The sequence below is a fragment of the Acinetobacter sp. Leaf130 genome, from assembly GCF_001423205.1.
Taxonomy (GTDB): domain Bacteria; phylum Pseudomonadota; class Gammaproteobacteria; order Pseudomonadales; family Moraxellaceae; genus Acinetobacter; species Acinetobacter calcoaceticus.
The window spans coordinates 1,663,103-1,676,972 of record NZ_LMOE01000001.1 but is presented as its reverse complement, the minus strand read 5'-3'; the positions used below and the strand labels follow the sequence as shown (position 1 = coordinate 1,676,972).

The 13,870-nt window shown below is 36.5% G+C and carries 14 protein-coding genes; 8 read left to right on the top strand and 6 right to left on the bottom strand.

Annotation, left to right across the window (positions count from 1 at the left end; translation table 11 throughout):
- Positions 1–211: 211 nt before the first annotated feature.
- The 8 genes from ASF86_RS07520 (at position 212) to ASF86_RS07485 (ending at position 8,021) form a co-directional block, all read left to right on the top strand.
- Positions 212–748, top strand: a complete 537-nt coding sequence (locus ASF86_RS07520) for a spore coat U domain-containing protein (RefSeq protein ID WP_201784113.1) — start codon at positions 212–214, stop codon at positions 746–748.
- Positions 749–822: 74 nt separating this feature from the next.
- On the top strand, positions 823–1,527 hold the full coding sequence (locus ASF86_RS07515; protein WP_056480906.1) for a molecular chaperone: 705 nt from the start codon (positions 823–825) through the stop codon (positions 1,525–1,527).
- Positions 1,528–1,536: 9 nt separating this feature from the next.
- Positions 1,537–3,996 carry a fimbria/pilus outer membrane usher protein gene (locus tag ASF86_RS07510; RefSeq protein ID WP_056480904.1) on the top strand — a complete coding sequence of 820 codons (2,460 nt, stop codon included), beginning with the start codon at positions 1,537–1,539 and terminating at the stop codon, positions 3,994–3,996.
- Positions 3,987–5,009 carry a spore coat U domain-containing protein gene (locus ASF86_RS07505; protein WP_056480902.1) on the top strand — a complete coding sequence of 341 codons (1,023 nt, stop codon included), beginning with the start codon at positions 3,987–3,989 and terminating at the stop codon, positions 5,007–5,009. The genes ASF86_RS07510 and ASF86_RS07505 overlap by 10 nt, the downstream gene beginning before the upstream one ends.
- A 228-nt stretch (positions 5,010–5,237) precedes the next feature.
- Positions 5,238–5,924 (top strand): glutathione S-transferase family protein, encoded by a 687-nt coding sequence (locus tag ASF86_RS07500; RefSeq protein WP_056480900.1) that lies wholly within the window; start codon positions 5,238–5,240, stop codon positions 5,922–5,924.
- A 7-nt stretch (positions 5,925–5,931) separates the two neighbouring features.
- Entirely contained in the window at positions 5,932–6,693 is a 762-nt protein-coding gene (locus ASF86_RS07495; RefSeq protein ID WP_056481796.1) for an SDR family NAD(P)-dependent oxidoreductase, read from the top strand.
- A 9-nt stretch (positions 6,694–6,702) separates the two neighbouring features.
- Complete coding sequence (locus ASF86_RS07490; protein WP_056480898.1) at positions 6,703–7,386, top strand: SDR family NAD(P)-dependent oxidoreductase; 684 nt, start codon at positions 6,703–6,705, stop codon at positions 7,384–7,386.
- A gap of 77 nt (positions 7,387–7,463) precedes the next feature.
- Complete coding sequence (locus ASF86_RS07485; protein ID WP_056480896.1) at positions 7,464–8,021, top strand: chorismate mutase; 558 nt, start codon at positions 7,464–7,466, stop codon at positions 8,019–8,021.
- Between the two features lie 154 nt (positions 8,022–8,175).
- Here the strand turns inward: ASF86_RS07485 and ASF86_RS07480 are convergent, their stop codons facing one another.
- The 6 genes from ASF86_RS07480 to ASF86_RS07455 form a co-directional block, all read right to left on the bottom strand.
- A complete protein-coding gene (locus ASF86_RS07480; RefSeq protein WP_016137774.1) occupies positions 8,176–8,793 on the bottom strand; it encodes a LysE family translocator in 618 nt (205 codons plus the stop codon).
- A gap of 72 nt (positions 8,794–8,865) precedes the next feature.
- Entirely contained in the window at positions 8,866–9,696 is an 831-nt protein-coding gene (locus tag ASF86_RS07475) for a sugar phosphate isomerase/epimerase family protein (protein ID WP_056480894.1), read from the bottom strand.
- 510 nt (positions 9,697–10,206) lie between these two features.
- Positions 10,207–11,088 (bottom strand): copper resistance D family protein, encoded by an 882-nt coding sequence (locus ASF86_RS07470; protein ID WP_056480892.1) that lies wholly within the window; start codon positions 11,086–11,088, stop codon positions 10,207–10,209.
- A gap of 70 nt (positions 11,089–11,158) precedes the next feature.
- Positions 11,159–11,530, bottom strand: a complete 372-nt coding sequence (locus ASF86_RS07465; RefSeq protein WP_056480890.1) for a copper resistance protein CopC — start codon at positions 11,528–11,530, stop codon at positions 11,159–11,161.
- 253 nt (positions 11,531–11,783) lie between these two features.
- On the bottom strand, positions 11,784–13,160 hold the full coding sequence (locus ASF86_RS07460) for a heavy metal sensor histidine kinase (protein WP_056480888.1): 1,377 nt from the start codon (positions 13,158–13,160) through the stop codon (positions 11,784–11,786).
- The gene (locus tag ASF86_RS07455; protein WP_056480886.1) at positions 13,153–13,833 is read right to left on the bottom strand and encodes a heavy metal response regulator transcription factor; all 681 of its coding nucleotides are present in this window, start codon (positions 13,831–13,833) and stop codon (positions 13,153–13,155) included. Before ASF86_RS07455 ends, ASF86_RS07460 begins: the two co-directional genes overlap by 8 nt.
- Positions 13,834–13,870: the final 37 nt, after the last annotated feature.

Genomic DNA, 13,870 nt, shown 5'->3' with positions numbered 1-13,870 from the left:
TGTATCTATGGCGTTGGTTTGAGTAATTATATTTTGTTAATTAGAAATTAAAATAATAATAAGATCATGCATTTTAATTGTTTTTATGTATGATGTTAAAAAATAGGGTAAAAAATAAACTTTAAAAGGAGCAGTCAAATAAAAAATGATTGTAAGAATAAGTGCTAAATTTTTTATATCTATTAGTTTTAACAATTTAATTTAAAAGGTTTTGACTATGAAAAAGACTTTTTTTCATTTATCAGTAATTGCCGTAGCATTATTTTCTCTCAATTCAGCAAATGCAGCTACAGCAACGGGTACATTAACTGTTAAGGCAACAGTAACGAATAGTTGTGTATTGAATACTTCCGCTACAGGTACAACAGCGAATGCAGTTTTAGACTTTGGGACTTTAAGTTCTCTTGCGAGTAACGTTGATGCAGACACCACAACGACAGGTGGTACCTCAATCAAAGTCCTTTGTAACAACACTGTACCGTGGACCTTGGCTTTCGATGCTGGGCAAAATGCGCAGACGACTCAACGTCGTATGATTGGTGGTGCAACAAGCAACGAATATATTCCTTATAATCTCTACTCAGATTCGGGGCATGCCACAGCAATCGGCATTGCAACGACTGCCTATAGTGGAACTGGTAGTGGTGCAGTACAAACAGTGAATGTATATGGCCGTATTCCTGCTGGTTCAACGCTGCCGAGTGCGGGTAGCTATCTTGATACAGTAACAATAACAGTAACTTATTAATTTTTATAAATTAGAAATATTGTTAGCCCTTTTGAAAGGGCTAACACATTAAAAAAGTTATATTTGAGTAAATCATGAAAAAAAATATCTTTATTATTACGGGATTATTCTTATCTTTTTCTAGCATTATTAACGCCGCTACAATTCGTCTTTCACCTGTGAATGTAGAAATATTAAGTAATCAAAACGCGTCTTCAATTAGTTTATTTAATCAGTCAAATGAAAGTACTGATTTGCAGATTCGTGTATTTGAATGGACTCAAAAAAATGGACAGGATCAGTTAACACCTACAGATGAGATCGCAATTAGTCCACCATTTTTAAAATTACAGTCTAATGATTCTTATAACTTGCGTGTAGTTAGAATTAATCCAGCACCCGTTTCTGGTGAAAAAACGTATCGCATTATTATTGATGAACTACCAAAACCAATTGATAGCCGTAAAGCAGCTCAAGGGGTTAACGTGCTTTTACGCTCGTCATTGCCTGTATTTGTAGTAAATAAAGATGCGATTACTCAATTGAATTGGAAAATTGATGCTAATCAGGAGGTGCCTTCCTTAAATATTAGTAATATTGGAAACCGGCATGCACTTTTAAATGACTTAACGCTTGTGGATACCACAACAAATAAAAGCTATCCCATTAAAGTAAATACCGTGAATGGTTATATTCTTGCGGAGCAGGCACGAAGCTACTCTATTAATAATTTTACATATCAGCCAAATCATAAATACAGCGTTTCTCTGACAGTTAATGGTAAGAAAACCACACTTTAAGAGGCTTATATGAAATACATTATAGGTGTCTTATGTGTTGCATATCTTCCGGCGTATTCTTTTGCTGAGCAACTCCAAGATAATACGAACACTCCAATTCCCAGTGTTCCTAAATCTATAGATAGCAATAATAAATATACACAGGGGAATATAAATGAAGAGGAACAATATCTTAATTTTACTCAGCTTTTTTTAGTCGTTTCTATTAATTCAAATGCTGCTGAAGACTTGGTTGCTGTGAAGCAATCTAAGGATGGAAAGCTATATATTCGCTCTGGGACCTTAAAAACTTTAAGAGTGAAAATGGATGAGCATGTTGCTGATAGCCAATGGGTGTGTATTAACGAGCTAAAAGGAATTCAGTTTAAATATCTAGAGAATGAACAATCTCTAAACTTACAAGTTCCGTCGAACATGTTGGCGGATTATTCAGTTGACTTAAATGGTCAACAACTCACAAGCCCTCATTTACTGAAAATGAAACCCTTAAATGCGGCCATTTTGAACTATAGCCTGTATCACACCGTGACCAATGACGAGAATGTTTTCTCCGGTTCGGCAGAAGGGATCTTTAACAGCGCAATTGGTAATTTTTCATCAGGGGTTTTATATAACGGTAGTAATGAAACTAGTTATAGCCATGAAAAGTGGGTACGTCTGGAAAGTAAGTGGCAGTATGTCGACCCTGAAAAGATCAGGATATATACCTTAGGGGACTTTATTTCCAATAGTTCTGATTGGGGGAATAGTGTACGTCTTGCTGGTTTTCAGTGGTCGAGTGCCTATACCCAACGTGGTGATATTGTCACTTCTGCACTCCCACAATTTTCCGGTTCGGCTGCACTGCCTTCGACATTAGATTTATATGTCAATCAACAAAAGATTTATTCAGGACTAGTGCCTTCAGGCCCATTTGACATTAAGCAGCTGCCGTTTATTTCCGGAAATGAAGTCACACTTGTGACCACCGATGCAACGGGGCAGCAGAGCATTACCAAACAGGCTTACTATTTTTCATCTAAAATTTTAGCAAAAGGCATTAATGAATTTTCAGTAGATGTCGGGGTTCCACGTTATAACTATGGGTTGTATTCGAACGATTATGATGATGCCACCTTTGCTTCAGGTGCGATTCGGTATGGTTATAGTAACTCACTGACTTTAAGCGGTGGTGCAGAGGCTTCTACAGATGGTCTATCAAATCTGGGCACTGGTTTTGCCAAGAACCTGTTTGGTTTTGGGGTAATTAATGCTGATATTGCAGCGAGCCAATATAAAGATGAAAACGGTTATTCTGCCTTGGTTGGTTTGGAAGGGCGTATTAGTAAGAATATTTCGTTTAATACCAGTTACCGCAAAGTCTTCGATAACTACTTTGACCTTGCCCGTGTGTCCCAAATTCGATATTTAAAAGATAACCAGATTACTTCTGAGCTACAGAACTATCTGAGCTACAGTGCGTTGGCAGATGAGATTTTTAGGGCAGGGATGAGCTATAACTTTTACGAAGGGTATAGTGCCTATCTGGGTTATAACCAGATTAAATTTAGTGATAACTCCTACAAGTTAGTCTCTGCCAATTTAAGCGGAAGCCTGAATAAGAACTGGGGATTTTATAGCTCAGCGTATAAAGATTATGAAAATCACAAAGACTATGGCATTTACTTTGCGTTGCGTTATACACCGTCTACCCGAGTTAATGCGATTACAAGTGTATCTAATGATGGTGGCAGGCTGAGTTATCGACAAGAAATATTCGGTTTATCAGAACCTCAAATCGGTTCATTTGGATGGGGTGGCTATGTTGAGCACAATCAGGATGCCAATCAAAACAATGCATCTATCTATGCATCTTACCGTGCTCGGGCGGCTTATCTGACAGGTCGATATAACCGAATTGGAGATAACGATCAGGTTGCAGTTTCAGCGACAGGATCATTGGTTGCGGCAGCAGGGCGGATTTTTGCGGCCAATGAAATTGGAGATGGTTACGCTGTTGTAACCAATGCTGGGCCACAAAGCCAAATTATAAATGGCGGAATCAACTTGGGCGTAACTGATAATTCTGGAAGATTTCTGATTCCAAGTCTCATGCCATATAAAGAGAACCATATTTATTTAGATCCATCGTATCTTCCTTTGAATTGGAGTGTTAAATCTACAGATCAAAAAACAGTTGTAGGTTATCGCCAAGGTGGCCTTATTGATTTTGGCGCTCATCAGGTCATTTCAGGATTAGTCAAACTTGTTGACCAAAAGAACTCACCGTTATTGCCGGGTTATACGGTTCGAATTAATGGACAGCAAGATGGGGTAGTTGGCTACGACGGTGAAGTATTTATTCCAAATCTATTAAAGCAAAACAAACTTGAAGTCGATCTTCTGGATCATGGTTCATGCCAAGTTGACTTCACTTATAACAGTAATCAGTACTCAACTAAGAAATTGGGACCTTATGTATGTCATTAAATATTATGAATAAGGCTCAAATAGAGAGCTATAAGAAATTTTCATTGGCTTTAAAATACATTATAGGTATTTGCTTATTTTATCTCGTTTATGCAGTTTTTAGTCCGGTACATGCTGCTTGTACGGTAGCTGGAACCACAAATAATACGTTTACCTACACGGCTGCAAATATTAATAGTGATGCAACTGTAAACCTTTCAGGAACAATTACTTGCACGAATGGAGGAATAATACCTCAGATCTCTCCGTTTATGTGTATGAAGACCGTATTTACGGGAAACACGAACGCCAATAATAGTGTTTCATTACCTTATACAGTCACTGCAACTTTAGGTGGAGCAGGTTCGTCTACCACCAACCAAACCTCCAATGTTTGGTATGGCCCAGTGGTAACACTTGCTTCAAATAATATTCTTAATTACTCAGTAAATGTGAAAGTACCAGCCCGAACAGGGTCGCTCATTGCATATCCTCAAGGAACCTATACAGCTACGGTTCAACTATTTTGGGATATGGATCTTCTAGCGGTGTTATGTTTAGGCGATTTACTCAGCTGGGACTCTGGAAATGTAACTTTAACAGCGAACTTTGTAGTACCAAGTTTGTGCCAATTAAACTCAACCTCAACTGTAGATTTCGGCAATATTAATGATATTAGTACGACTAAGCATGATTACACAGCGCAAGGAGCTGTAAATTCGACCTGTAATTATGGAACGCCATATAGCATTTATTTAGGGGATGGGAATAACCGTATAAGCGGTGGATTTAGGCGTATGACCAATGGTAATAATGAATATATTCCCTATCAGTTATATAAAGACTCTAACTATAGTACGGTGTGGGATGCCACAGGTGGCGTAACCAATGTTGGGGGAGCCGGTGGAGTGTCTGGTACGGGAACAGGTAGCGCTCAAAGCACACCTGTCTATGGAAAAATTCCACAAGGTACTTCCATTGCAAGTACACCAGGAAACTATTCTGATAGTGTTGTGGTTACAGTGACTTATTAATTTATCAAATATACGCGGTTCTATGTTAGTCGCATGGTTCCGCGTAATTTTAATTATATTCATTAAAATTGGCTGAGCATAAAACGATATAAATCAAATGATTTTAGTTTTTTGAAACTTATTCGTCATCAAAAACAGTTTGACTTAAAAATACATACTGTATATTTATTGATTAGTTCCAAAAAAGAACTAGCAAGTAAAACAGGCAATTAAAATAAAGGTGAATAAATGTCGGATATTATTTTGCATCAATGGGAGATTTCGCCATTTTGTCAGAAAGTTTCAAGAATTTTGAAATTTAAAGGAATTTCATTTGAAACAGTTAACTATAACGGTATTTTGGGAGCTAAAGTTCCTTTATTGAGTAAAGTGGGCAAGGTGCCGGTAATTGACCATAATGGTCAGCGTATTCAAGATAGTACTCGAATTGCTCGTTATCTGGATGAAACTTATCCAGATACGCCTCGGCTCTATCCAGAAGATCCAAATCAAAAGGCACTTGCAGAGTTATGGGAAGACTGGGCAGATGAGTCTCTCTATTTTTATGAAGTCTATTTACGAGTAAATGATCCAGAAGCTTTAAAAGAAGCAATTCGCATTAGCAGTATTGGCCGCCCAGCGTATGAAAAGCCAATGGTAAAAGGATTTATTTTAGCTGAATTGAAAACACAGCTTTTCTTTCAGGGCCTTGGCCGAATGAAAGCTGAACATGTTGAAGAAGAGTTCAGAAGACACCTTGATCGTATCGAACAAGTTTTATCACAAAGTGAGTGGTTGGTTGGAGATTCTCAGACAATTGCAGACATTGCTGTTGTTGCCCAACTAGGTGAAGTGATTCGCACAAGCAAAAAGTTTCGTAAAGAAATTTTGGATCGACCGTCTATTGCATTATGGTATAAAAAACAAACAGGGTGAAACGATTATGACATTAGCAACACCAGATAAAAAATTAGATTGTGTAGTTGTTATTGGCGTTGGGGCATCACAAGGTATTGGTGCAGCTGTGTGCCATCGTTTTGCAAAAGAAGGCTTAAAAGTTTATGTCGCTGGGCGTACTTTCCAAAAAATTGAAGCAGTGGCTGCCGAAATCCATTCGAAAGGCGGTGACGCTGTTGCATTTCGTTTAGATGCAGAAGATGTGAAGCAAGTACAAGCTTTGTTTGACACAATCACCAGCCAAAATGAGCGCATTACTGCTGTAATTCACAATGTAGGAGGGAATATTCCCTCAATTTTTTTACGCAGCCCGCTATCGTTTTTTACTCAAATGTGGCAATCCACTTTTCTATCGGCGTATTTAGTTTCTCAAAGCTGTCTAAAAATCTTTAAAGATCAAAACTACGGTACGCTTATTTTTACTGGGGCGAGTGCTTCTTTACGCGGAAAACCTTTTTTTGCAGCTTTTACAATGGGGAAATCTGCCTTGCGAGCTTATGCACTAAATTTAGCTCAAATCTATAAATCACAAGGCATACATATTGCTCATGTGATTATTGATGGAATGGTCGATGGCGATAGAGTGAATAAAGCATTATTTGGCCTAGGGCGTTTAGCCCGTCTTACGCGTGGCACGGGCGGACTCAATATTGACGCAATTGCAGAAAACTATTGGATGCTTTACCAACAAATGCCTGAGCTTTGGACACATGAGTTGGATTTACGCCCTTATCAAGAAAAATTTTGAGAGACTAAAATGCTAAAAAAAATATGTCAGAGATTTCAAAAAAAGCAGGGCTGTGTTGTCGTTGCCGGTCATGACTTACACTTGATCGAGCGTGACTTTGTAATTTTAGATAAAAATGCACATTCTCCATTACATCTTTATCAAGTTGTGCATGATTCAGCCGTGCAGAATATACAAGTGCATTCTATAAATGATGGTGTGACAGCAGTTCATTTGAACTTGGTGAATGCAGATCATTTAAAAAGCTTGTTGAATTATATTTCCAGTCACAGACATACAATTGAACTATGTGTGTTTCAGCCGAACTTTTCATCTTCGCCAAATATTGAGGCTTTATCTTTAGAAGAGATTGAACACCATTGGCAGACCACCGGTTTAAGTGCAGTGAGTGTAGCGCAAGCTGTGATTAAGCCTATGCTAAAACAGCAACGGGGCACAGTTATTTTTCTTGGAGCGCCATTTAGCAACTCGATTCATTATGATGTATTAAGCCAAAGCATGTTCGCTGGAATTCGTGCTTTAGCGCAGTCATTGGCAAGAGAGTTTCAACCTAAGGGCATTCATATCACCTATTGTATGGTTGAGAAATGGGATGGACAAAACCAGCACTTTACCTCATCTCTTAAGCAAGTATGCCAACACATCTATCAACAACCTGATTCGGCATGGAGCCAAGAACTTAGCCTATCTTGAAATTTTACTTTTGCATGTTGTTAAAATACAGTACTGATCTGGAATGATGACAAAACAATAATTTCGATAGGTATTACATGGCAAAAATTAAGCGTGTTCAGCAAGCTATTAAAGCGGTTTGTACGTTGGCAGTTTTCATGTGCTTTTCTTCATTAGCTCAAGCATATCAATATGATCAGACTGCCCGTTTAATTAACGAGCGCTTATCTTATATGAAGGATGTAGCAGGTTATAAAGCAGAGCAGCATTTGCCGATTGAAGATTTAACTCAAGAAAAGAAAGTTCTCGATCAATCTGTTTCCGAAGCTGAATCTTTTGGTTTAAATAGCGAAACAGTGAAGCCATTTATTGTGACTCAAATGAATGTTGCTAAGGCAATTCAGTACCGATATCGAGCCGACTGGTTATCGAGTCCGGAAACCAATTGGAAGCCCCAAGATTTAGCAGAAGTACGTTTAAAAATTAGTACGCTAAACACGGAGCTTCTAAAAAATATTGCCTATGAACTTAAGAAAAATAATAACAAGGCACCTCATAGCTGTGGCTACATGTGGTCTGTACAGCATCCTCAACTTAAAGAGGCCGACAAAAAAGCCTTATGTATGACACTAAATAAAATTAAGTTAAAACAATAGGTTTTTTAAACTCATGCATATAACTTGCTGATTCAAGCCAAATTAAATCAGCAAGTTCTTCAAGCTTAAATTTGTTGAAGAGTAGTTGGATGAATGCGGAAATACTTTAAGTTGTAAACGCTTTTAGTTAAAAAGCATTTACAACAAGTTTTATTTATTGAGTAATTAGCAAAACAGCGAGAATAAAAAAGATACAACCACTGATTTTATTTAATCGAGCAAAGTTATTTCCAGACAGCATTTTTTCTTTAAAAATTGAAGAAAAATTAGCGTATACCAAGTGGATTAAGAAACCAATAAGGCAAAAAGTTAGAGATAGAATTAAAAATTGGTTGATTATTTTTTCTTTTATATCAATAAATTGTGGAAATAAAGCAATAAAGAAAACAATAGTTTTTGGGTTGAGAAGTGATGCAAATAATCCTTGATAGAATAATTTAGATTTACTCACCGCTTTTTCACTTGTTTCGGTGTCTAATAAATCTTGAGAAGGTGACGTTTTGACAAAGTTTTTATAGCCTAGATACATTAAATAAAATGCACCAACAAATTTTAATACAGTAAAAATAGTGGGATTACTGGTAATGATTAAACCAACTCCACTCGCTGAAATGACTGCAATGACAAACATGCCAATAATTAACCCAATAATTCCAAACAGGGCTGTACGTACCCCATAATTTATTGAGTTTGTAACTGTAAATAAAACGCCTGGTCCTGGACTAGATAGCGTAAGAAAGGCAATTGTTATGAAAACTAGTAAACCACTCACTTAATATATCCTTTTAAAAATGAATTATTTAAATAAAAAAGCCTTCTGATGTTCCTCAGAAGGCTTTTAGTTTTATGCGCTTGCCAATTCTTTAACTGAATCTAAAGTAGTTTTGTCTCTTACTTCAAAGGCAACAAGACCTTTCCAATTGTGGCGGTTAATTGTTTCGATAAAGTCAGAATAATTTACAGTACCGCGACCAATACTAAAGTGTTGATCTTGTTCACCATTGTTATTGCTAAAAGAAATACCTTTAATTTTGTCATGGTATTTGTCTACCACAGCAACAGGATCGCCTTCACCCACATTTGCATGTCCTGCATCTAAGAAGAAATAGACATTTTTGTGGTCAATTTTATTAAAAACATAATCGTATTCTTCCATGTGGGTAAATACATAATGGAAAGGGCGATAGTTTTTATAATTTGATAAATTCTCTAAATAAATATCAACTGATTTTTCACCAGCATATTCAGCTAATTCTTTAACAGATAAAATATAGTTATCGAGAGCTTTTTGTTTAGCCAATACAATTTTCTTTGGTTCTACAATACCACCACCGTGAATAACTAACGGCGCCCCAATTTTTGCGGCAATATCAATTTCTTTTTTAACATATTCAACGGCTGCTTCGCGTAAATAATCTACATCGCTACCTAATGGTGCTTTGAAGTTACCATGGAAAATAGGTTGTACATTATATTTTTTTATTAAGTTATTTAGATTTTCAATTCGTTCAGAAGACCAGTCTGGAACCATTTCCCCATGCAAACTTCCATCCACATACCAGTGGGTGCAACCATCGTTAAAAGCCCTAAGGATACCTTCTTCGGCTGGTAAATATTGCTGATGGGCAATTCCAGAAGCAAAGTTAAGGTAATTATTCATTAAAGGCGAAGTCATTGTTATGTTCCTGATTTATTAATGATATTTTGGGTGTAATTATTTATTCACTCGTTACCCAGCCGACATCTTATTTTTATTTTGTCACAAAAACATTAGACTAAAGTCTAATATATTTAAGCGGGTTATGTGCTTATACAGACAGATCTGTATATTGCATAATTTATCAAAATATTTAGATCTCATCTTTAAAATATTCTTCTGGTATTAGTTAGATATACTCAAAAATAAGTAATTTTTAATATATATAGTTACTAATTATTATTTTTTAAATTTTAGAAATTTTTTATTATTAGCATTATATTACAGATTTTCGCGTGTATATTTAATGCTCTAATAAGAAAATTAATAGTTTGTTGGTTCGAATTATATACATTATATAAATAATCATACTGTTTACTGAAGCTAAATTATTGAATAGTAGTTTGAATTTTAATCATTGTTGACTCTACTTTATAATCATAAAACTTAAAAATATCCTAGATAAAGATAGATCTGATATATTCCTTTTTATTCAATACCAACAACAGTCGTGATATAGCTCGTTGTTAAAAGAATGGCTAGACCTAATGACATTTCAAATAAAATGGCGTAACCCAACTGGTTTGCAAATTTTGAGTGTTGTAAACGAGGAGTGAAATACCATTTGTTAAAGGCTGCTAGCAATAAAATACATAGCACAAAGAGTAGTTTTATAATGAATCCATGCCCATAAGGGGTATTGACCAGCGTATTGAAATCTTTAAGTAATAGCAGGGCAATAGTAACACCACAGACAAGTAAAACACCGACAATAAAGGCTGCAATTTTTCCAAAAAGATGCATACGTTCTTTTAACGGTATGCCTTGAATTATTCTGCTCGATTTCCATAAGGGATAGAGTGAACCCATCCATAAAGACATTGCGAGTACATGTGTTGATAGTAAGATTTGCGCAAATAAGGATAAATTTGTGACATGACCTAATTGAGAAAAACTGAAAACAATGGGTATTAATAGTAGAGCGAAAATTGATCCTTCAAATTTAGAAATCTGACTATTTCCACTGCTTAATTTTACGAGCATAAAGAGCAATAAAAGCAGAAAGCTGACTGATCGAATGATGTGGACGTGACCAATCGGCGTGTTAATGAGCAGATTGATATAGTTACTATCCCACATACCTGATAGGCCAGTATTGGCAAAACTTCCGATGAGAATGAAGAAGCCTAAAGTACTTGAGACAAACCCCAACCCTGCACCAACAGTGATGTATTTGATAATAATTTTTTTAATTTCTACATAGTGTCCAAGCAAGAAATAACAGAAGGCACCTCCAATAACAAATGCGGTCCCCAAGTATAAAAAAGCTTTAACAAGCCAAGTCGCATATATCCAAGTTTCAGGCGCCATATTCTTCTCTCTATACAATATGCCAGCTCATTGCTGGCATGGATTAGCGATACTTTTTTATTTTTCTGGTTTATTTAATAGTGAAAGTATATTCGCCACTCATGTTGTGACCATCAGAGCCCATTGTGGTCCACACTACGGTATATTTTCCTTTTTTTAGCTTTGGCACAGCGACTTCAAATGATTTTTTTAAATCATGACTCACTTGGTAATTTAAAGGAATGTCTGTACGTTGAGCATCAAGCAACTTAACGTTCATTAACATGACTTCGCCGCCAAAATTAAGCGTTATATTTTTAGGTTGACTCACTACCGAAGCATTAATACCAGGGTTTGCGCTAACTAGGCTGACATGTGCAAATACGTTTGAAGCAGCAACAATCATAGTTGCTCCTACTAGAACATTCCGTAGAGCGGTCATTTTGTTGTGAAAAAGTTTCATGTTTTCATCCTCGTAAAATGAATATTTGACTAAGTAATGACTGAATTAAAATAAAGGACGTACTTTATTGGTCACACTCTTTGTATGCCTATTATTCAAGATAGAGAGAAACGCGTTGATGACTCCAAAATTACATTTTTGTCATTTTAAAAAATTGAGAATTTATCAGTACCAAAGAGTTTTTCTGTTTTGATAATATTTTCCAGTTAGGTCAATTTAACTAATAAATGAATATGAGAGATCAGGAATACACTTAATTTTGAAAGATGATTTTAAAAGTAATATGCCCATTCTCATAGTTCGCCTGAATAGTAGCTCCATGTACATCAAGAATAGATTTGGTAATTGCTAACCCCAACCCTGTACCTTCCTCAACTCGCTGTCTTGACGCATCTGTACGATAAAAACGATCAAATAATCGAGTGAGTTGTTCTTGTGATAGGGGGGAGCTTTCATTTTCAATGGTTAGTTCAGTTGTATCACTATTCTGTTGGCATTTAATTTTGATGATCGAATCTGATTTACCATATTTGATTGCATTTGATAAAAGATTGTTAAGCGCTCGGCGTAACATTGAAGGATCACCCTCGACATAACCTTGGCCAGTTTGTTTTAGTGACATGCCTTTTTCAGCAGCAATCGCATCATAAAAATCAAATAATGCCGAGACTTCTTTGACCAGATTTACTTGTTGTAAGTTTGCTCTATGTAAGCTATGTTCTGCTTTGGCAAGAAAGAGCATATCGGACACCATTCGGGCTAAACGTTCAAACTCTTCCAAGTTGGAAAATAGAATTTCCTGATAGGTAGAGATATCTCGACTACGCGATAGACAAACTTGGGTTTGAGTCATCAAGTTGTTAATCGGTGTTCTAATTTCATGGGCAAGATCAGATGAAAAATCTGAGAGTTTTCCTACGGCTGTTTCTAGTCGATCTAACATATCGTTAAATGCGATAGCTAACGATTTTAGTTCAGTTGGCGTGTTGTCGACTTCTAACCGTTCGGAAAGATGTTGAGCCGAAATACCTTCTGCAACCTTTGCCATGTTTTGAACTGGACGGAGCCCACGCCAAGCAGCAAACCACCCCAAGAGCATCAAACAAATTGTACCGATAACGCCGATATATAAGAGCTGACGTCTAAAATCGTTTAAGAAATGTAGATGCTCAGATGTATCAATACCCACAATAATTTGAGCCGATGGAATAGCGCTATTTTGATCGAAAGACTTTTTATAAATTAAGCCATGATAAATTTTATTTTGGACTTTCCATTCAAGCCACGGACCATGTTTAGATTTTACTAATGTTTTACTCTTAAGCGCTGTTGGTGATGAGCTAAAAATAATTTGACCGCTCGGGCGCTCTATTTGCACGATCAGGTCGTGATGTCCAACTAAGGCATCTTTTAAATATAAGTTTAATTCAGAAGGATTGTGATGATTTTGCTCAAGTAGGTTTTCTACAAGTTGAATTTTACCTTCTAATTGAGTTCTATCTTGAGTTTCAAAATGATGCATGACGAGTTGGTGAATGACCAATCCCATAATCATTAAAATAATAACCGTAGAAAAAGAAAAAAGGATTGCAATACGAAAGCTGATCGCATTAAACAGTTTATTAGGCATCTTCAACCTCTAAAACATAGCCCATTCCTCGTATGTTCTGGATCAGCTTAGGGCTGAAGTTACTATCTATTTTATTTCTTAAACGTTTAATAGCGACTTCTACAACATTGGTGTCACTATCAAAATTCATATCCCATATTTGAGAAGCAATGAGGGTGCGAGGTAAGATTTCTCCACGTCTACGCATGAATAATTCCATCAATGCAAACTCTTTAGCTGTTAAGTCAATACGTTGACCCGCTCGAGTGACACGACGCTTACGAAGATCAAGCTCAAGATCGGCAATTGTAATAATATTACTATCTTCTTTTTGTTGCCCACGACGGAGTAGGCTTTTTATTCTGGCAAGCAGCTCAGCAAAAGCAAAAGGTTTTACCAGATAATCATCGGCCCCAAGTTCTAGACCTTTAACTCTGTCTTCAATTTGATCACGGGCTGAAAGAAAAAGAATGGGCATGGTTTTGCCGCTTTTTCGGATATCGTTAATGATGTTCCAACCATCTAACTTCGGTAACATCACATCCAGAATAATCAAGTCATATTCTTCTACAAGCGCTTGATGTTTACCTGATAATCCATCAGTTACCCAATCGGTAATATATCCAGCTTCAGATAAACCTTGTTTAAGGTAATCACCTGTTTTTATTTCATCTTCAACCAATAAGATTCTCATTTATAAAAAATCTCATATTATTCACTGGGAATATAAT

Bases quoted from the DNA above. Each gene is read 5' to 3' on its own strand.
- ASF86_RS07515 (WP_056480906.1), top strand. From the start codon at position 823: ATGAAAAAAAATATCTTTATTATTACGGGATTATTCTTATCTTTTTCT.
- ASF86_RS07510 (WP_056480904.1), top strand. From the start codon at position 1,537: ATGAAATACATTATAGGTGTCTTATGTGTTGCATATCTTCCGGCGTAT.
- ASF86_RS07505 (WP_056480902.1), top strand. From the start codon at position 3,987: ATGTCATTAAATATTATGAATAAGGCTCAAATAGAGAGCTATAAGAAA.
- ASF86_RS07500 (WP_056480900.1), top strand. From the start codon at position 5,238: ATGTCGGATATTATTTTGCATCAATGGGAGATTTCGCCATTTTGTCAG.
- ASF86_RS07495 (WP_056481796.1), top strand. From the start codon at position 5,932: ATGACATTAGCAACACCAGATAAAAAATTAGATTGTGTAGTTGTTATT.
- ASF86_RS07490 (WP_056480898.1), top strand. From the start codon at position 6,703: ATGCTAAAAAAAATATGTCAGAGATTTCAAAAAAAGCAGGGCTGTGTT.
- ASF86_RS07485 (WP_056480896.1), top strand. From the start codon at position 7,464: ATGGCAAAAATTAAGCGTGTTCAGCAAGCTATTAAAGCGGTTTGTACG.
- ASF86_RS07475 (WP_056480894.1), bottom strand. From the start codon at position 9,696: ATGACTTCGCCTTTAATGAATAATTACCTTAACTTTGCTTCTGGAATT.
- ASF86_RS07470 (WP_056480892.1), bottom strand. From the start codon at position 11,088: ATGGCGCCTGAAACTTGGATATATGCGACTTGGCTTGTTAAAGCTTTT.
- ASF86_RS07465 (WP_056480890.1), bottom strand. From the start codon at position 11,530: ATGAAACTTTTTCACAACAAAATGACCGCTCTACGGAATGTTCTAGTA.
- ASF86_RS07460 (WP_056480888.1), bottom strand. From the start codon at position 13,160: ATGCCTAATAAACTGTTTAATGCGATCAGCTTTCGTATTGCAATCCTT.
- ASF86_RS07455 (WP_056480886.1), bottom strand. From the start codon at position 13,833: ATGAGAATCTTATTGGTTGAAGATGAAATAAAAACAGGTGATTACCTT.